The 19,325-nt window shown below is 59.1% G+C and carries 27 protein-coding genes; 19 read left to right on the plus strand and 8 right to left on the minus strand.

Annotation, left to right across the window (positions count from 1 at the left end; translation table 11 throughout):
- Positions 1-127: 127 nt before the first annotated feature.
- From bfr to BLS57_RS19780, 4 genes are all read right to left on the minus strand, one after another.
- Positions 128-613, minus strand: coding sequence for a bacterioferritin (gene bfr, locus BLS57_RS15945; protein ID WP_067261091.1), 486 nt, complete (start codon positions 611-613; stop codon positions 128-130).
- Positions 561-854, minus strand: coding sequence for a (2Fe-2S)-binding protein (locus BLS57_RS15950; protein ID WP_082851923.1), 294 nt, complete (start codon positions 852-854; stop codon positions 561-563). The genes bfr and BLS57_RS15950 overlap by 53 nt, the downstream gene beginning before the upstream one ends.
- A gap of 215 nt (positions 855-1,069) precedes the next feature.
- Positions 1,070-1,579, minus strand: a complete 510-nt coding sequence (locus BLS57_RS15955; RefSeq protein ID WP_067261093.1) for a hypothetical protein — start codon at positions 1,577-1,579, stop codon at positions 1,070-1,072.
- Entirely contained in the window at positions 1,576-1,734 is a 159-nt protein-coding gene (locus BLS57_RS19780; protein WP_156505593.1) for a hypothetical protein, read from the minus strand. Before BLS57_RS19780 ends, BLS57_RS15955 begins: the two co-directional genes overlap by 4 nt.
- Before the next feature lie 316 nt (positions 1,735-2,050).
- On the opposite strand from BLS57_RS19780, the gene BLS57_RS15965 reads away from it, so the two are divergent.
- Complete coding sequence (locus BLS57_RS15965; protein WP_093743709.1) at positions 2,051-2,341, plus strand: hypothetical protein; 291 nt, start codon at positions 2,051-2,053, stop codon at positions 2,339-2,341.
- Positions 2,342-2,407: 66 nt separating this feature from the next.
- On the opposite strand, the gene BLS57_RS15970 is transcribed toward BLS57_RS15965, so the two are convergent.
- Complete coding sequence (locus BLS57_RS15970) at positions 2,408-2,821, minus strand: hypothetical protein (protein ID WP_136720525.1); 414 nt, start codon at positions 2,819-2,821, stop codon at positions 2,408-2,410.
- A 12-nt stretch (positions 2,822-2,833) separates the two neighbouring features.
- Between BLS57_RS15970 and rpsU the strand changes: the two genes are divergently transcribed.
- The gene (gene rpsU / locus BLS57_RS15975) at positions 2,834-3,022 is read left to right on the plus strand and encodes a 30S ribosomal protein S21 (RefSeq protein WP_244153706.1); all 189 of its coding nucleotides are present in this window, start codon (positions 2,834-2,836) and stop codon (positions 3,020-3,022) included.
- 80 nt (positions 3,023-3,102) lie between these two features.
- Here rpsU and BLS57_RS15980 read toward each other — a convergent pair whose 3' ends face one another.
- Together BLS57_RS15980 and BLS57_RS15985 are read right to left on the minus strand one after the other, a co-directional pair.
- Complete coding sequence (locus BLS57_RS15980; RefSeq protein ID WP_394376288.1) at positions 3,103-3,855, minus strand: hypothetical protein; 753 nt, start codon at positions 3,853-3,855, stop codon at positions 3,103-3,105.
- Positions 3,856-3,953: 98 nt separating this feature from the next.
- The gene (locus tag BLS57_RS15985; RefSeq protein ID WP_136720524.1) at positions 3,954-4,229 is read right to left on the minus strand and encodes a hypothetical protein; all 276 of its coding nucleotides are present in this window, start codon (positions 4,227-4,229) and stop codon (positions 3,954-3,956) included.
- A 164-nt stretch (positions 4,230-4,393) separates the two neighbouring features.
- On the opposite strand from BLS57_RS15985, the gene BLS57_RS15990 reads away from it, so the two are divergent.
- Positions 4,394-6,040 carry an RcgA family putative transporter gene (locus BLS57_RS15990; protein ID WP_093743711.1) on the plus strand — a complete coding sequence of 549 codons (1,647 nt, stop codon included), beginning with the start codon at positions 4,394-4,396 and terminating at the stop codon, positions 6,038-6,040.
- The gene (locus BLS57_RS15995; RefSeq protein WP_067261105.1) at positions 6,030-7,037 is read left to right on the plus strand and encodes an alpha/beta hydrolase family protein; all 1,008 of its coding nucleotides are present in this window, start codon (positions 6,030-6,032) and stop codon (positions 7,035-7,037) included. Before BLS57_RS15990 ends, BLS57_RS15995 begins: the two co-directional genes overlap by 11 nt.
- A 105-nt stretch (positions 7,038-7,142) precedes the next feature.
- Here BLS57_RS15995 and BLS57_RS16000 read toward each other — a convergent pair whose 3' ends face one another.
- Entirely contained in the window at positions 7,143-7,463 is a 321-nt protein-coding gene (locus tag BLS57_RS16000) for a hypothetical protein (RefSeq protein ID WP_231886268.1), read from the minus strand.
- Positions 7,464-7,605: 142 nt separating this feature from the next.
- Here BLS57_RS16000 and BLS57_RS16005 point away from each other — a divergent pair, with 142 nt between their 5' ends.
- The 15 genes from BLS57_RS16005 to BLS57_RS16070 all read left to right on the plus strand — a co-directional run bounded on the left by BLS57_RS16005 (position 7,606) and on the right by BLS57_RS16070 (position 19,295).
- Entirely contained in the window at positions 7,606-7,974 is a 369-nt protein-coding gene (locus BLS57_RS16005; protein WP_047997960.1) for a hypothetical protein, read from the plus strand.
- A gap of 43 nt (positions 7,975-8,017) precedes the next feature.
- Positions 8,018-8,638, plus strand: a complete 621-nt coding sequence (locus BLS57_RS16010) for a lytic transglycosylase domain-containing protein (protein WP_067261108.1) — start codon at positions 8,018-8,020, stop codon at positions 8,636-8,638.
- Between the two features lie 107 nt (positions 8,639-8,745).
- A complete protein-coding gene (locus BLS57_RS16015; RefSeq protein ID WP_027246639.1) occupies positions 8,746-9,030 on the plus strand; it encodes a TrbC/VirB2 family protein in 285 nt (94 codons plus the stop codon).
- Positions 9,023-9,301, plus strand: a complete 279-nt coding sequence (locus BLS57_RS16020; protein ID WP_025042451.1) for a VirB3 family type IV secretion system protein — start codon at positions 9,023-9,025, stop codon at positions 9,299-9,301. Before BLS57_RS16015 ends, BLS57_RS16020 begins: the two co-directional genes overlap by 8 nt.
- On the plus strand, positions 9,291-11,654 hold the full coding sequence (locus tag BLS57_RS16025) for a VirB4 family type IV secretion/conjugal transfer ATPase (protein WP_067261110.1): 2,364 nt from the start codon (positions 9,291-9,293) through the stop codon (positions 11,652-11,654). Before BLS57_RS16020 ends, BLS57_RS16025 begins: the two co-directional genes overlap by 11 nt.
- Positions 11,651-11,818 (plus strand): hypothetical protein, encoded by a 168-nt coding sequence (locus BLS57_RS19785; RefSeq protein WP_167356448.1) that lies wholly within the window; start codon positions 11,651-11,653, stop codon positions 11,816-11,818. Before BLS57_RS16025 ends, BLS57_RS19785 begins: the two co-directional genes overlap by 4 nt.
- Before the next feature lie 55 nt (positions 11,819-11,873).
- Entirely contained in the window at positions 11,874-12,962 is a 1,089-nt protein-coding gene (locus BLS57_RS16030) for a lytic transglycosylase domain-containing protein (RefSeq protein WP_067261112.1), read from the plus strand.
- Positions 12,962-13,771 (plus strand): type IV secretion system protein, encoded by an 810-nt coding sequence (locus BLS57_RS16035; protein ID WP_067261123.1) that lies wholly within the window; start codon positions 12,962-12,964, stop codon positions 13,769-13,771. Before BLS57_RS16030 ends, BLS57_RS16035 begins: the two co-directional genes overlap by 1 nt.
- Before the next feature lie 115 nt (positions 13,772-13,886).
- On the plus strand, positions 13,887-14,540 hold the full coding sequence (locus tag BLS57_RS16040) for a VirB8 family type IV secretion system protein (protein WP_067261113.1): 654 nt from the start codon (positions 13,887-13,889) through the stop codon (positions 14,538-14,540).
- A 2-nt stretch (positions 14,541-14,542) separates the two neighbouring features.
- Positions 14,543-15,238 carry a TrbG/VirB9 family P-type conjugative transfer protein gene (locus tag BLS57_RS16045; protein WP_067261115.1) on the plus strand — a complete coding sequence of 232 codons (696 nt, stop codon included), beginning with the start codon at positions 14,543-14,545 and terminating at the stop codon, positions 15,236-15,238.
- Entirely contained in the window at positions 15,235-16,614 is a 1,380-nt protein-coding gene (locus tag BLS57_RS16050; RefSeq protein ID WP_067261116.1) for a TraB/TrbI/VirB10 family type IV secretion system protein, read from the plus strand. Before BLS57_RS16045 ends, BLS57_RS16050 begins: the two co-directional genes overlap by 4 nt.
- Positions 16,615-16,618: 4 nt before the next feature.
- Positions 16,619-17,605, plus strand: coding sequence for an ATPase, T2SS/T4P/T4SS family (locus BLS57_RS16055; RefSeq protein WP_093743712.1), 987 nt, complete (start codon positions 16,619-16,621; stop codon positions 17,603-17,605).
- A complete protein-coding gene (locus BLS57_RS16060) occupies positions 17,602-17,796 on the plus strand; it encodes a DUF4177 domain-containing protein (RefSeq protein ID WP_093743713.1) in 195 nt (64 codons plus the stop codon). The genes BLS57_RS16055 and BLS57_RS16060 overlap by 4 nt, the downstream gene beginning before the upstream one ends.
- Complete coding sequence (locus tag BLS57_RS16065) at positions 17,793-18,206, plus strand: hypothetical protein (RefSeq protein WP_093743714.1); 414 nt, start codon at positions 17,793-17,795, stop codon at positions 18,204-18,206. Before BLS57_RS16060 ends, BLS57_RS16065 begins: the two co-directional genes overlap by 4 nt.
- 12 nt (positions 18,207-18,218) lie before the next feature.
- Positions 18,219-19,295, plus strand: a complete 1,077-nt coding sequence (locus tag BLS57_RS16070; protein WP_093743715.1) for a TrbL/VirB6 family protein — start codon at positions 18,219-18,221, stop codon at positions 19,293-19,295.
- Positions 19,296-19,325 lie beyond the last annotated feature (30 nt).

Genomic DNA, 19,325 nt, shown 5'->3' on the forward strand with positions numbered 1-19,325 from the left:
TTGACTTTCGAGTAAGACTTCGAAGGTTCTACATTTTGATGCCTCTTCGGGTCTAAATTACCTGCGCTCTCCAGCATAGAAATTGCCAGAGAGGCTCAAGAAAATCGCCATATCTTGGGTCCTGCCCTTACTTTGCCTCGTCTGCGGAGTCCGCATTGATTTGGCCAAATCCGGCGGCGCCAATCGTTTCGTAGAGGTGGAGCTGGGTTTCGAGGAAGTCGATATGTCCTTCCTCATCAGAAATAAGGTCTTCGAATAGATTCTTGCTGACGTAATCGCCAACCTTCTCGCAATGCTCCCGGGCCTCAATATAAAGAGTCCGCGCATCGTGCTCCCCTGAAAGATCGGCCTCCAAGGTCTCTTTCAAGTTCTGACCAATGCGCAGCGGATCAAGCTTTTGCAGGTTTGGGTGTCCTTCCAGAAAAATGATCCGTTCGATCAGCCTGTCGGCGTGGTTCATTTCTTCAATGCTTTCCTCCCGGGACTTAGCTGCGATTTTGCCGAACCCCCAATCCTCCTGGAGCCTGTAGTGCAGCCAATACTGACTGACGGCGGTGAGTTCACTCCGCAGCGCGTTGTTGAGGTACTCTATGACTTTGGTGTCGCCCTTCATCCGCTTTCCCCTGAGTTGTAGCGCGCTGTAGGCCGCGCAGTTGCATGGGTACTTCCATAGTATCGCAACTTGCCAACGTGGCAATGAAAAGTGGCAGACAGCCGCCACAATCGGGTCGCTTCCCCAAAGCGCGGTAGACTTTGCCCGGCGTAATGAGTGTCTGAGCATCTGCGGCGCGCATCCAGTCGACAGCCGCATGGATTTCATGGTCGGTGATGCCCGTACAATGGCAAATAATCATTGGAAACCGCCATAATACGTCGCGTTAGCGGCCATATGTGCCCGGTTTGTCTCTGTTCGGTTATTCGGCCTAGGTTCAAGTTTATCTACCTGCCACCCGGCGACGCTCAGATCATTCCTTTCGCGGACGAACTTAACAGCAGATGCGGGAAGGTTGGTTTGCGCGGTGGTGGCGGGAACCGCCATGCGTGTGGGTTTCAACGGGTAGAACCTCTTTCAGTGCCTATAGCTAGTTTGTTGAACCTTGGACGTTCCTGGGAGGCCTGCGTTGCGCGCCAGGCGAAGGAAGGCTTGCCCCAGTGGCAGCGCCACCTGAACGGCGACCCATGCCGCAGCACCTGTCATCAGAGTGCTCGCAAAAAGGAGCGCGTCCTCGCGGTCCTGACTGGCGGCCGCCGCAATCATATTGGCGAAGGCGCTCTCGTCGCCCCCAAAGCACTCGCAGCCAAGGCTATGACGCATGACTGGCCTACGTGCCCCGCTAAGGAGCATCTGCATCAGAGCATCCCAGTCTTCGGCGGCTTTCTTTCCTTCACGCTCGCCCAATACAAAGGTGAAATCCCGTCCGATCATTTCTCGGTCAGCCCTGCCTTTGCACCAAGCGCGCAGATAGACGATCGCCGCCAATTCGATGGAAGGCAGTTCCTGCAAAAGGCCGATTGGAGCCGCGCCGCGCTGCGTCCCAGAGGTTGGAGCGATCTCCGGTAATTCAGAGCGCAACTTCATTTGGTCGACTTGAACTTGCTCACGCGGGTAATGCGCAGAGTGTAGACCTGACCCTCGTCCACGATCCCACCTTCCTTCAGAGCACTGACATTGTAGGCCGGTAATTGCGAGGTGTCAGCGAGGACTATTTTGTATAAGGTTTTTGGTGCAGTCATGGTGTGCCCTTGATACGATCCAGAAGATATTCCAGCGGGAGGTCGCTCGGGAAAATTCCATCCATGGCAAGTTTGACGAGTTCGCAACGATAAAGACGAGGCTCGCGGTCTTGCTTGCCAACTCTCTTAGCATGGCGAAAAGACCCGAGAATGCCGTTCGGAATACTGAATAAAAACATCAATGTGCCTCTCAGGATTTTTAGAATCAGACCTGTCTGACAGGTGCCTAGAGCACCTCTAGAGAAGCTGACTGAAAGCATCAGGTAAGTCAATTGGGGATGGCTGACTGAATTACTAAGGTATAACAGTTGCAATCGTGACAGGCTTCGAAGTATCTGCGGATGTTGTGTCCGTCCTTGACGCGGAAGCTGACGCGACAATTACACTGCTATCTGAGCTGAAAGGTGAAGCTACCGAGAACGCAAGCGCTTTGGACAATGCTCTGAGCAAGCAGGAAGAAGGCATTGCTGACCTACGCACAGAGATTGAGGCAAACGCAGAGTTGATGTCCGCACTGGAGGCCGAAGGTTATTCGGTTGACCAAGTGGTCGCCGTCAACTCCGCCAATTCTGGCGAAATTACCTTGGTGGTAGACGACAGCCAATGATGCTGGCTTATCACTTGTGGCATCAGAGGGTGTCTGCGCCACGCTGTATCATGCAGCGTGGCGTGTTCAATCTTGAGCCACAGCAGCCCGGTCACCGATCAAATACGGTGCAAGCCTGCTTTTCTTCGGCCCTGACAGCCGAATACTTGCGGGCGTCCGCAGAAGCTCCTTGAACATTTCGGGGTCCTCTACTGCATCCAACAGCAACTGCCTTGCGCTATCATTTGTCAAATTACGCAGTGCCTTCCGAGCGCGTTCTGTGAAGATGTTGGCGGTTTGGATGCTACCACCCATCGACCCGCCCCCCATGCTGCCGCCATGCCGTGCTGCGGCAATCCTGACGACCATTTCGACCATCTTGTTCGCGGGGCTGTCCATGACATTGCCCACGTCTGCGGCAGGCTTCGCGTCCACCTTGGCCAATTGAACGGCGATCCGACGCAGGCGCGCGACTTCTCCGCTATTGAACACCTGAGCCATGGCAGAGTGCATTTGCTTATCCTGCATCAGGCTCTTCAGGTTTTAAAGAAAAAGCTTCAACGCGAAGGCGTTTTCCGCCAAATGAAGCTCAAGCAGCACTTCGAAAAGCCTTCTGAGAAGAAAGTTCGCCAACAGGCCGAAGCGATCCGCCGGGCTCGCAAAGCGGCGCGCAAGCGTTTGGAGCGTGAAGGCGTGATGTAGGTCTACGGAAACACATCACTCAGAAAATTGCCCTTCGGCGTGAGTTCCCATCTAAAACAAATGGCTTTTCCCGACTGGGCTCAGTAGTTGACCTGCTCGTAGCCATATTTGCCCTCGTAATCCCGCCACTCGACGAATACCGAACGGTGGCGGATGCTCGGACAATTGTCGCCCCACCTCTCCAGCCCCACATGATCTTTCGGCAAGGTTCCGATCGATGAACGCTGCCAAGAGAAGTCTCCTTGAACGCCATAAGTTCCAAGTACAACGACCGCGCTCCGCTCGCAGCCCCCCTCGCTGCCTGCCTCATATTGTCGAGCGTTCCGCACATCAAAGATCCGTATCGAGCGCACGAAGTTAAACTCCGGACCGCTGATGTCGATGTCGGCGCGATTTTGACCAAGCATAATAGAAAATTCATTGCTCCTATCACCCGTTTCAACCCTTTCCGCCGGGAACACGCCTGTCGGTGGTAGGTCGACTTCCTGAGATGGGGCAACGGTGATCGTCTGGAGCAGCTGATGACGCGGTCTATCGAACAGAATGTCGAAGATACGGCCGCCATTTTCACCAGTGCCATTGAGTTCATGGGATGCTCTCATCGGACAACGCCATATCTGCAACGGAGGTTCTACTGGCCAGGGTGTTATTCTTCGAATGAATTCCGCGCGGGCGCGTGAGCATGGCACTGATGCGGGCCAACCCCCTGAAAGACAGAGGAGAATTGCGCAATCGATCGGATAGGTTTGCGCCCTAACCCGCTCGGCCGTTCCGAAGAAAGACGTGGAGCCAAGAGCGACAAGGACGACGAAACGAGTAAGAGTTTTGGGCATGAATACTCTCCTACAGTTTTGGCAGGTTGACGGTCTCTCTAGATATTTTATATTATTACGCCAATAGTATATTTTTGAAAGCCCTGCTCCGATGACTATTAAGGCCTGCTAATTTGGGTATGCTCGCCGCCACTCGAAAGCGCTTCGAGGTACTCGATCACTTTCACCGGTGTCGACGATTTTGCCTCTGCCAGCACTTCGGGATGAAGCGGCGGCTCGATAGAACCGGCAGGTACCTGCTCGTCCAGCCAGAGCACCGACAACTCAGAGGAATTCCACAGGTATACCCATCCAACCGTGCGCTCCCGATCATTTCCAGACAATCGGGCTATGGGCTCTGCTTCTTCTTTCAACAGTCTCACCGCTTTCTTCATTCCAGTTTCCAACCACCAAGCAGGATTTCGATCACGTCAGACATTCTCTGGCCCATTAGATGGCGATCGAATCACACTGCCTGTAGTTGCACTGTCGTGAGCCGCGAATTCACGATACCAAGCGAACGCCAGCGAAATAGAACGAAACGAACACCGGTACGCCCTTGATAAAGAATGGAAAATATTTTGTTCCTCCGCTGGATGACGGAAGTGACTTCAAGGAGTTGTTCAGACGGTTGAGCGCAGCGGGAGCGGGTCGGCCTATTGACAAAGATGGGATACCCTTGGGGCCGTGGACAGCCGAGCTTCTTGCCACCGCAATCACTCAGATCGAAGCCAACCGGTCCGGGATCGAACTGCGAACGGTGCAGCTTTGGTACCAAGACAACGAGAAAGGAATCAGCACCGAGAACATTCGATGGCTAGCAAGGGTGTTTGGGTGTGATGATCCGAAGGCGACCAGCGAATGGCAGACGGAACTAAGTGCGGCCCGGGCACGATTGGTAGCCAGGAGGCGAGCGCTGCGTGCGGGGTCAGACGGCCACGATGCGCATAGTCCTCCAGATACGGTTCAGAACGCGGCAATCGATGTTGATACCGTGGTTCCGTCACCGCTGGCGCACAAAGGTGAGGTTATCTCGCCGAGTCGGGGATTTAGCTTGGCGAGAACAACGGAGGCCGTGTTCAACCGGGGATCCCCTTTGGATTTGTCGGCGTCGGTGTTCGCAGGGGCAGTGGCCCTTGGATTTTCCTCTTACTTTTTGGGCATTCACAGCATTGTTTTTCCGCAGGCGAATGGCGTGATTAAGCAGGTTGGGTACTTATGGGCACCGAACTGGACACTCCTCTTCATGGTGCTCATGCCGCTATACTTTGTATTCGTGCGCGACTTAGTGGTCTTTTGGAGGGGTACAAGGCGGTCACTGTTAAGTCCTGAAGGTGAAGGAATCGCGAATGACGACATGTGGGTGCGAAAAGTCGCGACCTTTTCGGTGACGTATTGGGCGGCCTTTCTTGTTTGTTTACCTATAGCTACGGTTCTTCAGTGGATCGATAGGTGTTTAGGCCCATTACTGACCCGCGATACCGGCAACTACCCGGTGGAATGGGCTCGGATGGCGATTGAGCGCCCGCACGTCATTTCAATACCGGAGGCGGTCGCGTTCACCGGGTTCGCCTATCTCTACATGGGTGTGGTATTTTTTCTCTTCTTTGCAGGACTCATTTTGCTCTTCACAATAGCGCACGATTCTTGGGAACTTGGACGAAAGTCTGAATCGTGGGTAGATCGAGAATATCAATGTCAGCCTAATCAAGTCGGTCTCAAAATCATGCGTGGGATTTTTCGGTGCTGTATTTTGGGACTCTTGATTGCCATATGCATGAAGCTCCAAAGCACTTTTATGCTATCAAGTGAATCGACCATAACGGGTTGGTTGGCTAGCGATTTTCTGTCAGTCTTGGGAAATCATGAGAAGGCAAGCGACTGGCTCGAATACAGCATGCCAACAAACTATAGCAGCCTGCTGATCGTATTGGCGACCTGCACTGTGTTTCTCTATGGGCTTATTCGAGTCCACGCCGCGTTGCGTCAGCAAGGGGAAATTGGACATGGTCGAAATCAGAGAGAATTTAGAATCATGTTGGCGCGCGTCGCCCTACTGGTCATCGTCTACGTGCTGATCGGTGCGATTGCCGGTTTCTCGATCTTGCTGTGCATCGGGCTGCTGTCAGCAATCTACGGTCTGGTTTATCCAAGCATTGATACATGGCGGGCGACTGACCAAGGAGAAAAACAAAGTGTATCATAGCTGGCTGGACCGTTGGGATGAGCGACGAGCAGAGCGCGGGGACGAAGTAAAGAAGCCGACAGACTTCGCTCTGGAAACTGAACTTGCCTTTCCTGGCTCCGGGCGTCCGGCAGGTATCGAGGCCTTTTGTAAACTTGCAGAACAGGCGGTCGAGGACCCAACCTATTTCGATGATCCGGGTAACAACGACTTGGTCGTCGAACGCGAAGGAGAGTGGGTCAAATTTCCTTCAGGAATTTCTACTGACGTCGCAGAGAACAATCTCGTCTGGGCGAAAGTAACAGAAAGCAGATTATTCGATAAAGCTTTGGTTGTGTTTCACCATTGGAATGCAAGCGCGCGGTATCAACAGATCGCCAACTTTTTCTCTCGGCGCGGGATTACAGTTGTCGAGATGGCACTGCCGTATCACTTCGAGCGCAGTCGATCCGGCGCTGAATATGCCGATTACATGCTCAGCCCTAATCTCGGAAGGACGGTTCAATCCTTCAGACAAGCAGTGCGGGACGGTCGAATGCTCATTAGATGGCTGAAAGGGCAAGGTTATAAAGAGATTTCTGTACTCGGAATGAGTCTGGGTTCCTGGGTTGCCGGGTTGATTGCTGCCCATGACAAAACTGTTTCAAAAGCTGCGCTATTCCTCACAGCCGGAAGCCTTGCTGACATGGTGTGGACCGGGCGCGCAACGCGAACGATTTGCGAGAGCCTCCAACCCGCGATAGAATTGGGCGATCTCAGAAGGGCTTGGGGACCACTAAACTTGGTGAACCATGCGCATCATCTTGCGCGGGACAATCTCGAACTAAAAGTAGTATTGGCCAAACGAGACAAGGTGGTGCTGCCGGAGCTTTCTGAAAGGCTGATACAAGGGCTGAAGGACGCTGGGGCCGAGCCCAGCATATTGAAACTGAATTGTGGCCACTATTCGCTGTCCATGCCGCCCTACATTGTGTCGGCCGGCCAAAGCGTGGCTCGCTTATTGAAACCCGGCCCCTAAGCCGCTGACGACGGGACTCGAACGGGTTCTCGGCTGAATTTCGCTCGTAGTCCAGTTATCGAATTCGGAACCCGCGCGACTCGGACCAAAAGTTTCGCCCCGAAGTTATCGGTGAAGCGAGCCCAAGAAGCGCCCATATTCCTCGCTGACTTCGCGCGCTTCCTCGAAGGCGCGAGCACGCTCCTCGTCGAGGCAGCGAAAATAAACCTGTACGTCACGGAAGTAGAGTTCGAAGTCATGACGGAGGATGTCCATAAATTCCGTGGCAACCTTTGGATCTCTTGGAACAAATGGCCGAGGCGGGGGGATGCATGGACCGGCGAGCGCCGGACAACCGACGAGCGACAGCAGAACGAATGTGCGCATCAAAGGTACGATGCGCAACCGAAGGTAGCAAAAGCCGCTTAAATCCTTGAACGAGTGCATGTTACGTGCCTAAAGGTATCGGATCAACGTATACCGCGAAAATTATAATACACTATTGCGGTCATCAGTATACTATCGTAACCCTAGGCATCAAGTAGGAGTGCCCGGGTGTTGCGTCTTTGGAGAAAGCGTGAGCCGGGCCATGAACTGGGACATCGAAGCACCAAATGTGGTTACGGAAGCCAGGTTCCGCGAACTCGTGGAAAGCGGCTATAGCGCAGAAATCCTGTGCCAGGAGTCGGCACATAAGAAAGGCCCCAGCTATTACGGGGTCTGGATCATGCGCGTTGTCTCTGATGACGGGGTGGAAAAGCTCCTCGTCACCGCCCGCACGCGGACGACCTACAACGATATCAAGATCCGCGAGTTCAAGACGATCTCCGGCGTGGTGTCCTTCTTCATTGGCCTTGGCTTTGCGCATGTCGACCTGCCGCTTGAGGCGGGTACAAGCCGCACGCATAAGCTCGCCCCGCCAGACAAAGCCCCATCAGACTTGGGCACTGGCAACTAACCTCGTCTGTCTCTGGCTGGTCGCAGCACCTGCCTCAGCGCAAATGGTCCTGATCATGGAGAGCGACGGCTCTCTGACCCCGTCGCGGTCTCAGAGCGGTTTTGCCCGGAACTACAATGACGGCGTTGGTCAGGGATCGGCGTCCGATGGTTTGGCCATTCTTGGTGAGACTGAAACAGCTTCCGAACCTGACGCGCTGAGGCTTGCGGCACTCGCCCAGCCAGCACCCCTGCCCCGCGCAGACGTTCTCTTGGGCATCGAGGCAACAGCCCTGCGCTATGTCGGCCATCCCGGCCTGCGCCGCGCGGGACTGTCCGTCACGGATTGGCTGGCTCTCTACCGGGCCAATATCGAGGTGGAAAGCGCCTACAGGCAGAATGCCGTCTCGAGCGCGGGCGCCGTTGGTCTGGGCCAATTGATGCCTGCTACTGCCCGAGATCTCGGTGTGGATCCTCATGACGCGCTGCAGAACCTCGACGGCTCCGCCCGCTACCTGACAATGATGCTGGAAAGCTTCGGCGATCCGCATTTGGCGCTGGCAGCCTACAACGCCGGGCCGGACGCCGTACGCCAGTACGGTGGCATTCCCCCTTACAGAGAAACCCAGAACCACGTGGCCCGCGTCATGGCTGTCGTGGCCCGATTGGAAGGATCAAATTCATGATGTCCCAACCTTTTTGGAAATCATTCCTCAAAACACTTATCGGCAATGTCACGAGAGCGCGCAGCGCGGCAGTGCATTGGCGATACCGCTTTTTCCAAACAAGTTGGATTTCAAACCTCTTTGTCGCCTCACTGGCGCTATTCCTGCTCATTGCCGAGCCCGCCCTTGCCCAAAGCATCGATCTCTCCCCGATCCAAAGCTTGTTGCAGGGCATTGTCGATGCGCTGACCGGCCCGCTCGGCGTCGTGATCGCCACACTCGCGGTCCTTGGCGTTTTCTTGAGCTGGTTCTTCAACATCATCGATCTGCGCCAGGCGCTCTGGGTCCTCGTCGGGATCGCCGGTGTTGCGGCTGCCCCCACCATCGTTGCCGCGGTCTTCGCCGGTGGCTGAGCGCGCGCCTCTCTTCCTCGGCCTCGTGCGCCCGCCCAAGCTTCTGGGCCTGCCCATCATGTATGCGATGGTCTGGCTCTTCGGCTCGGTGCTCTTGTTCGTCTGGGTCCAGCACATCGCGGTACTGGCTGTCGCGGCCCTTCTCTACCCGGTGCTTTGGAAGGCCGCAGATTGGGACCCGCGTTTCATCGACGTGATGATGACAGCCCTGCAGGAGACACCGCCCACGCGCAACAGGTCCATCCATGGCGGGGACAGCTATGCCCCGTGATGCTGCGCTCGATGCCCGCACAATGACGCCAGACTGGTATGCGCGCGAGACCCGGCTTGCGCATATGCTGCCCTATGTGAGCCTCGTCGACGACCAGACCGTGCGGACCCGGGTGAACGAACTCTTCCGGTGCATTCGCCTTGAGGGGATCAACAGCTACACGACGGACGATGCCTATCTCGACAAGGTGACGGCGCTTTTTGCTCGCATCGTCGCGCAACTCGGGCCAGAATTCAGCTACTACGTCCACATGGTGTCCAAGGCGATCAAACCGGATCTGGACCCGATCCGTGAGGACAGCTTCGCGGGCGAGGTGGACCGGCGCTGGCGCGCGAAACTCGAGACCAGCGGGCTCCGCGACAAAACACTGACGCTCACCGTCATTCACCGCCCGCCCCCGAAAAGCCTCTTGCCGTTCCTGAGCCGCAGCGCGCCGGACCGACTGAAGGAGGAGACCCGCAAACGCCTGCAGCGCCTCGGTGAGGCCGTGAACGTCTTCCTCTCGGGGCTTACCGAGCTCAAGCCGCGCATGCTGTCAGCCGGATCGGGTGAGTTGGTGGGATTTTTGGGCGCGCTCAACACGGGCACCGAGCTGCCGCTCTACCCTGCCAATACCTACGGCTTCCTGTCCTTCAACGTCGCCAATACCCGCGTGACGTTTCACGGCGACCATTTCGAGCTTTCCGAGGGCGTCGTGGGCCACCGCTACGGCAAGAGCTTCACCATCGGAGAATACTCGGAAGGCACCTCCTGCACCATGTTCGACATGCTGAACCTGCCGGTCGACATGATCGTGACGCACTCCTTCACGCCGATCAATTCGAACCTCATGGCGGGCCGCATCAAGCGGCAAAAGCGCCAGATGCAGGCCAGCCAGGACGCAGCCCTCTCGCTCCTGGAGGCCCTCGACATCGCCGCCGATGATCTCGAGGCCAAGCGCCAAAGCTTCGGCGAGCATCACATGGTCGTGACGCTATTTTGCGACACGCTCGAAGAACTGCAAACCCTCAGCGCCGAGATCGTGAACGCCGCCGCAACCGAAGGCGTGAAGATGATTGGCGAGCGGGTCGCGGCCAAGGCGCATTACCTCAGCCAGCACCCCGGCAACCAGCCAAAGCGCGTCCGCGCCAGCGCCGTCACCAACCGCAACTTCGCGGATTTTGCGGCCTTCCACCGGACACAGCTCGGCAAACCTGCAGCACTTACCCCCTGGGGCCGGGTCGTCACATATTTGCCCACGCCGGAGCAGAGCGCCTACCGGTTTTCCTATCACGAGCAGGGATCGCCCGATAAAGAACCGACCAGCGGCCATACCCTGATCATGGGGCGGCCCGGGTCCGGCAAATCGGTGCTGTCGGCCTTTCTGATGACCCAGGCCCGTCGCGCGGGCGCCCGGATCTTCGTCTTCGATTACCGTCTTGGCATGGAGATGGCGGTGCGCGCCAATGGCGGGCGCTACGCCTCCCTGAACGCCGGCCAGCCCACGGGTCTCAACCCGCTCTGGACAGAGACCGATGCGCGCGGCACCGCCTGGCTCTCGGATTGGCTCACAACCCTGCTCTACCGCGCCGACAAGCCCCTGACCCCGGCGCAGACCCACCGCATCCAGGAGGTCGTGCGCCAGAATGCCCAGGCCACCAATCCGGCCCTGCGGAACTGGCGGGATTTCGCGTCGCTTTTTGTGTCCACCGATGATGGCGGCGATCTGCACCAGCGCCTGCTCGAGTGGACCGAAGACGGCCGATATGGCTGGATATTCGGGCAGTCGCTGGAAGATACCTTCTCGCTCAAAGGCGATGTGGTGGGCTTCGATCTCACCGGCATTCTCGACAGCGAGGCCGACAAGGAGCGGATGGCGGTTCTCTCCTATCTTTTCCGCCGGGTCGAACGCGAGATCGAGGATCGCCGCCCCACCATCATCGTGATCGACGAGGCCTGGAAGGCCCTCGATAATGCGTATTTCGCCGAGCGTCTGTCCAACTGGCTGGTGACCGCACGCAAGCAGAACACCGTCGCGGTGATGATGACGCAATACGCGAGCCAGCTCGAGCGCACCCGGACCGGCAAGACCATCATCGAGGCGGTGCCGACGCAGATCCTGCTGCCCAATATCCGCGCCAATGCCTCGGACTACGCCATGCTGAACCTCACGGAGAAGGAACTCGACGTCCTTCTCAACACAGGCAGCAGCAGCCGCTTGGCGCTGATCCGCGACGATCAGGGCTCGATCGTGGTCGATGCCGATCTCAGTGCCCTTGGGCCCAACCTCACCATCCTCGGCGGCATGGAGAAAGGCGAGGCGCTCGTCGGTGCCGATTACCGCGACCGCCCAGACTTCTGGAGGCTTTCATGATTCGTACCCTGTTTCTTCTCACCGCGCTCGGCGGTTTGGCCTCCTGCGCCCAGTACCAGGAACCGCAGGCGAACTGCTTCACATTCCTCGCGTCCACGGCACCTGTCGCGCCTGATTGCACCTTTACGCCTCTAGATGCGCCGGAGGGTGACATTGAAGTCTAGCCTGCCTCACATCCTGGCACTTTGCCTGCTGCCCGGTCTCGCCTTGTCTCAAGGCGTGCCGACCAATGACAGTGGGCTGACCGCGCGTGACATCGTCGAGACTGGCGATCGCGAGGCTGACTTGGCCGTTCAGACGGACAAGCTTGCCGTGCGCGAACTCATTGCCGAGATCGAACGGGAGCAGCTGGAAACCCTGCAACGCATCCTCGATGCCCAGACCAGCTTCGGCGGTCAGGGCTTGCCAGCTATGGTCTCGGGGCTGGAAAGCGGCAGCGGGGATCCGGCCCGGTCAGTCGAGGCGGTCTATGGCACGGGCGAGATCGATCCCAATCCCGGCGGTGCGCAGATGTTCGGGGATACGTCTGAGACCATCGAGCAGCTCATCATCCGCGTGGCTCAGGAGACCAGCGGCTTTGCGGGAGTTGGCCGCGCAGGGCTCTCACCCGTCCAGTGGCGCGCGTTGCTGCAAGCGCTCATCTGGCAGGAAAGCCGGTTCACCATTGGGGCACGGTCTCCCGTCGGCGCCTATGGTCTCACCCAGATCATGCCGGGCACCGCCAGCGATCTCGGCATCAACCCGGAATACTATGACAGCCCCTATCTGCAGGTGCATGGCGGCGCGCGCTATCTCGCGACCCAGCTCAACACATTCGATGGCAACATCATCAACGCCCTCGCGGCCTATAACGCCGGACCCGGCCGGGTCTTCGAGTATGGCGGCGTGCCCCCCTTCCGCGAGACACAGCACTACGTGTCGGTCATCCCTGAACGCTACAATCTCTATCTAAGCCGTGTCGGCGGGATCGAAGCGCTTGGCACGATCGATCCGGCGCTTCTGGCCAATGCCAGCCTCTCAATCACGGGTCATGGGGCGGCCTTCTATGGCAACAACTCGCCCGCCGCGATCAGGCAAGCCGCCCTGCGTATTGCGGATATCGTCGAACGGATTTCCGAAACCGAGGACGTGCAGGAGAGCGTCGCACTCAACACCTATGCCCGCGCCGAACTGGTGCGTCTCGTGGCCGCCCGCATCCGGCTTCAGGCCGCCCGCACCCGCGTGCTCTCCGCCGAAGAGCTGGCCCAGGCCAGCGCCCGCATGGCCGAAGGCGCGTTCATGGATTTTACGATCAGGGAGATTGAATGATGAGACGGAAGTTTCTGAGAGCGGCCTTGGCCACAACGCTTGGAATTGGCCTGCATCTGGGAGCCCTCTCCCCTGCCGCAGCGCAGGGCGTGCCCGTCGTCGATACCCAGAACATCACGCAAAATATCCAGCAGCTCCGGCAGATGATCGAGGACGAGATTCTGCAAAACGAGCAGCTGACGCAGCTCCGCGAACAGCTCGGCCTTCTCACGGACCAACTCGCGGAGCTGCAAAGAACCTACGAGGCCCTCACCCGCCTCGCCGAGCTTCCAGAAATCATCCGGACGGAAATGGAAGACGAGTTGAACGGTCTGCTCGACCAAGAGTTCGGGGACATCCTCGCCACGATTGAGGCGATCAAGACTGGGGATTTCTCCGGCCTGTCCGGTTCTGGCGCAGGCGAGATCGAAACCCAGATGGACCGGGTGCTGGCCGATCTCGGATTTGACGATGACACCCTCTCGGAAATGGCCACGAGCGGCAATCCCGGGGCCAACCGCGTGGCGACGCAGGCCACCACCGGTGCCCTTGTATCGGCGGCGGCCCAGAACAGCTATGAGGATGCCGGCCAATCGCTCGAGCGGGTCGACCGCCTTGTCGGACTCATCGACGACATGGACGAACTAAAGGAAAGCATCGATCTCAACACGCGCGTGACCGCGGAGCTCGCCATTGCGCTGGTCGCCATGTGGCAACTCGAAGCCATCCAGACCGTGGGCGATGGCACCGGCGGCGTGATCGATGCCGCCACCATCGCCGAAGAACAGCGCTTCATGGATTTCACCTTGCCGGACCTCCGGGCAGACTAAGGCGTTTCGAAATTGATCCCCAAAAAACAAATATCGGTTTTCGCGTTCGAGCGCAGCGAGAGGCAGCGAAGAACCGCTTCAACTCATTTCGAAACGCCGAGCGGGGGCATGACGGGTGGTGACTGAACAAGAAATCATCGAGGAAGAACTGGTCTACGGTGCCCTGCGCCGCGAACGGCTCTGGCAACGCCTTGGCTTGATGGGCCTTGTCTTCGGTATCATCGGCTGTCTGAGTGCCGCGGCTGTCTCGATCCTCGATGTCGACCCGCCCCCCGTCGTTGTCCCCTATGATCCCGCCACCGGCTTTGCACTCCCCGAAGCCTCGGTGGGCGCCTCCTCGGTGACCGCCAACCAGGCGATCATCGAGGCGGAGGTGTTCCGCTATGTGGCCGACCGGGAGGTCTATAACCAGCTCGACAACGATCTGCGCATCCGCAGCGTCCTGCGCCGCTCGGACGGAGCTGCCGAGAGCGGGCTTCGCCAGATCTGGAACAGCGCCAACGAGAATTACCCGCCGACGGTCTATGGCCCCAATGCTCGGCTCGACGTGGAAATCCTCAGCATCAACCGGATCGGAACCAACCGCGCGACGGTCCGCCTGCGCAAGCGCCTGACGTCCATTAACGGCACCCAGACCGGCCTCTTCACTGCGACGCTTCTCTTCGAGTTCCGCCCGGAGACCCGCCGCTCCATCGATGAGGTCTGGACCAATCCATTCGGCTTCACCGTCCTCGAATATTCCATCCGCTCCGACAGATTGGAGAACTGACGTTGTTGTTTATAAGATCGCTTATTTTTGTCATTGCCCTGTTGCCCGGCCTCGCCTCTGCCGAAGCCATCCCGCGCGGCGGTCCCAACGACAGCCGGGTGCGCTTGGCCACCTACCAGGAGGGTCAGGTCTACCGTCTCAGCGTGTCGCTCACCCATGTGACCACCATCGAGTTCGGCGAGGGCGAAAGCATCCGCTCGATCATCGCGGGCGACACCGAGGGCTTCGAGATCGACGGCGTCCCGGGCGGTCAGGCCTTCGCGATCAAGCCTGTGGCGCGCGGGGTGCATACCAATGTGACAGTCTATACGAACCGCCGGAGCTACTACTTCAACGTCCAGGAGGTCCGCAGCCCAACCTTCTACGTGGTGCAGTTCCGCTATCCGGAGGACGATGCGCGCCCGACCCGGGCCATCGCCGCCCAAGCGCCGAACTACAACTACGGCGCCAGCGCGCGGACCGAGTTCACGCCAACCCGCATCTGGGATGACGGGACGTTCACGTATTTCGCCTTTCCGAGAAACGCACCTGTGCCAGCGATCTTCCGCTACGCGGGCGACCGTGAACGCACGGTCAACACGCAAACCCCTGAGGACGGCGTGATCCGCGTCAGCGGCGTAAACCGCCAATGGGTCCTGCGACTTGGCGAAGAGGTGGTCTGCATCGAGGCGATCCCGCCCGCGGAGGCCGCCTCATGAGCGATACCGAGAATACCGAGCTGGAAAAGCGCCTCGCCGCCCTTGAGAAAGGCAGTGCCCGCGCCCCCACGGCGGCACAGCGCCGGTCGCCCCTTCTCGCGCTGATCGTGGTCCTCGTCATCGGCGCAGGTGGTGCCCTGTTCTATCTCCTCTCACAGCCCGACGAAGAGGAAGCCTTGCCGACGGCCACTCCGGACGTCTTCCAAAACGAAGGGGACGGCTTTGGCGCTATCGAGACCTTGCCCCCGCCCGAGCCCGAGGTTGTGTTCGTCGGACCAGACCCCGTCGAGCCCAACGCGGAGCTTCTGGCGCAGATCACCGCCCTGCAGGCTCAGATCGAGGAATTGCGCAACGCCCCTGAACCGGTCGTCGAGGAAGACACCGCCGCCGCAGAGGCGATCGACGCGCTGACCGCTCAGATCGCTGCGCTACAAGCCGCCTCGGAAGCCGCACAGCAACGGTTCCAGGACGAACTGACGGCCCGGGATCGCAACCTTGAGCAATTACGCATGGATCTGGAACTGGCCCAACTCGAGGCCAGCAGACCCCAACCCGCCCCAGCGGGTCCTACGGAGGATGAGCTGCGCGCACGCGAGCAAGAGCGACTGCGCCGTGAGGAAGAAGCCCGGCGCATGGCCGAACTGGAGCGCCGCGCCGCGGAGGAACGCGCTTTTCAGGAGCGGCGCATCGTCTCGCCCACCATCGCGTTTGGGGGCACGTCCGGAGCGAATGAAACGGCTCTGACCGAACGCACTTTTGGCGAGGTGACGGATTTCGTGCTGAACGGGGCGCTGCCCTCGACGGTGACGCAGGCTGAAGTGATCGCCAATCCCTCCAACACCATCATCCAAGGCACCATGATCCAGGCCGTCATGGAAACCGCCCTCGACAGCTCCCTGCCCGGCCAGACCCGTGCCGTGGTGTCCGAGGATGTCTACAGCGTCGATGGTGCGCGCCTCTTGATCCCGCGCGGATCCCGTCTCATCGGGCGCTACCGCTCGGGCGTCGATATCGCGCAGCGCCGGGTCACCATCGCTTGGGACCGGATCATCCTGCCCGCGGGCCAGACCGTCCAGATCAGCTCTTTCGGGGGCGATGAACTGGGACGTTCCGGTGTCACGGGGCTCATAGACACGCGCTTTGCCGAGCGTTTCGGGTCGGCCGCCCTGATCTCGCTGATTTCCGCAGCACCTGGTGCCGCCGCCTCCGAGGTCCAGGATGAGACTGCCGCCGACGTTCTTGAGGACGTTGGCGATGATCTGGCAGATGCGACGGACAGCGTCATCGGCGATTACCTCTCCATCGGCTCCGTCATCTATGTCGACCAGGGCGCCCGCGTCACGGTCATGGTCGACCGCGATCTGGAGATATTCTGAGCCCATGTCGCTGAGCTATCTCGAAACCTCGCTTGACGGGATCGACGCCGCCGCTCGCGACGATGTCATCGAGATCTGCATCAACCCTGATGGCACCTGCTGGGGCGAATTCCAGGGCGATCACTTCATGCGCGCGCTGGACCAGAGGCTGACCGGCGTTCAGGTCAGGGACCTCGGCAACCAGATCGCCTCATCAGCCAATACCACGATGAGCAAGGACCGCCCCATCGTCTCGGTTTCGATCACCTACAAGGGGCGCCCGATCCGCGCACAGGTCATCACCCCGCCCGCCGTGCTCTCGGCCATGTCGATCAGCCTGCGGTTCTTCTCAAGCCTGCCACTCGAGGGCATCGCGCTCGACTTTCTCTACGGAAAAGAGCGCAAGCTCGAAGACCTGCGCGTGGAAAAGAAGCGCGCCTTGCGCGCAGTGGTGGCCGCGGGTTTGATCGATGATGCGCTCGCCTTCTGCGTCGAGAACAAACTCAACATGATCGTCTCGGGCGGCACCTCCACCGGCAAGACCGTGGCCGCGCGCAAGATCCTCTCTCACGTACCGGCCGAGGAACGCATCGTCACCATCGAAGAAGCCGCCGAGCTTCTGCCGACCCAACCAAATGCCGTGACCCTCATCGCCAATCGCGACGCGGAGTTCCAAACTGCTGACGTGCTTCTGACCGCTACCCTGCGCATGCGGCCTGACCGGATCATCCTCGGCGAGGTACGTGGCAAGGAAGCCATGACATTCCTAGAAGCAATTAATACCGGCCACGGCGGGTCCATGACCACGTTGCATGCAGAGACACCACAGCTTGCGGTTCAGCGCCTCGCGATCGCAGCGCTCAAGACCGAGATCCCGATGACCTATGCCGACATGATCCAGTACATCGAGAATTCCATCGACGTGATCATCCAGGCCGGTCGCCATGACGGCAAACGCGGCATCACCGAATTCTACCTCCCCGGCGCAACTGAGATTGGAATTTCCCCATGAAGACGTTTGAATACAATATCCTGTCCTTTCCCATGACCCGCAAGACCAGCCTCTCCGACATGCAGGCCAGCCTGAACGAGAAGGGCGCAGACGGGTGGGAGGTGGTGTCGATCAGCTCCTCGGAATTCGCCAATATCGGGCACACCGTTTTCCTGAAACGCGAAACCACACCCGCTGAAGCCACGGCATGAGGCAGGCGGGCTGTACTCTCGTACTGACTGCGCTGGTCTTGGGCCTAACGTCGGCACCCGGCTTCGCTGAGCGCAATCTCGTGCCGACCCTCGAGCGCAACTTCACCGTCTGTCCAGACCGGCCCGCTGAACCTGTCTGGATGCAGGAGATCCCCTTGCGCCAAGCCTATCAGCGCGTGTTAGTTCAAGACATTTACCGCGCACAGAACCTCGAGCGGATTGTTGAGATCGGCAACTGCGACTGCGCGACCCGGTTCCCGTCCTGGGACGCGGCCGAGGCCGTGTTTAGTGAGCGCCACGAGAGCAACGAACGATGGGAGATGCTGCAAGCCTCGGAGGGCTACAACCGCCGCGCCAACGCCGCCCGCCCTGCAGCGAAGGCAATCTGCGACGCCGCAGGCAATTGGTAAGGCTGATCCCCGATGAGTGTCGTCACCTACTTCGTTGAAACCTCCCAAGCCTATCTCGACACCGCCGCTGAGACCCAGTTTGGCGCGGTTGCGGCAACGGTCGGCACGCTCCTGGTTTTGGGGACAACGCTGGTGGTGATCCTCGTCGGCACCAACATGATCTATCAATATCGGGCCATGGATGGGCACACAGCCTTCTGGCTCGCGGTCAAGATCGGGCTCATCGGGATATTCGCGACCAATTGGATGCAGTTCAACGCGTTCTCGTCAGCCATTCTCTATGGGATCGACAGTATCGCGGGTGCGCTGGTAGCCTCCGTCGGCGGCGGCAGTCCGGGGCCCTCTGGAACTTTCGCCGAAGAATTCGACCGGCTGATCGCGGAACTGGGCAACTATTTGAACGCTGCCGGGTCCGAACTGAACTGGATGGCCGGCGCCATGCTCGACATCGTCGGTGTTCTTCTGCTCTCAATCCTCGGCGGACTGGCCGCCTTCATCCTCGTGGCCTCCCGACTGATGATCGCGCTTCTGATCGGGATCGCCCCGGTGATGATTTTCCTGACCCTCTTCGAGGTCACCAAGGATTATTTCGCGCGCTGGCTGTCCGCGCTGATTTCCTTTGCGCTATACCCCATCGTCGTCGCAGGCGTGTTCGCAACGATCACAGGCGTTTCCTCCGCGCTCATCGGCGAACTAGGCGATCCCGAAGGGGCCTCAAACATCGGCGCGCTCATCCCCTTCTTCATGATGGTGCTCATGGCCAAGGGCTTCATTATCGCCACGCCCTTCATCGTCCGCGCGATCTCCGGCAACATCATGATGCCCGCCCTCTCCGGAGGTCTCGACGGCGGCTACAGCTTTGCCCGCGCCGCCATGGGAGGCCAGCAGGCCTACAATCGCTACCTCATCGGCGGGGCCAGTGGCGCAGAATACGCAGCCCTCAGGGCGCGGCAGTTCTTTGGCGTGCAGCAGATGCCTGCAAGGCAAGGCATGGGGCAGACGGGTTCCGGAGGCGGCACAGGATCCACTGACGCAGGGTCCAAAATGCTGGCGCAGCTGGCGAGACTGGGTCGACTTGGACGACGGTGACGGCGCTAGCTGGACGATAAAGAGTTGATC

The organism is Sulfitobacter delicatus, assembly GCF_900102535.1.
Taxonomy (GTDB): domain Bacteria; phylum Pseudomonadota; class Alphaproteobacteria; order Rhodobacterales; family Rhodobacteraceae; genus Sulfitobacter; species Sulfitobacter delicatus.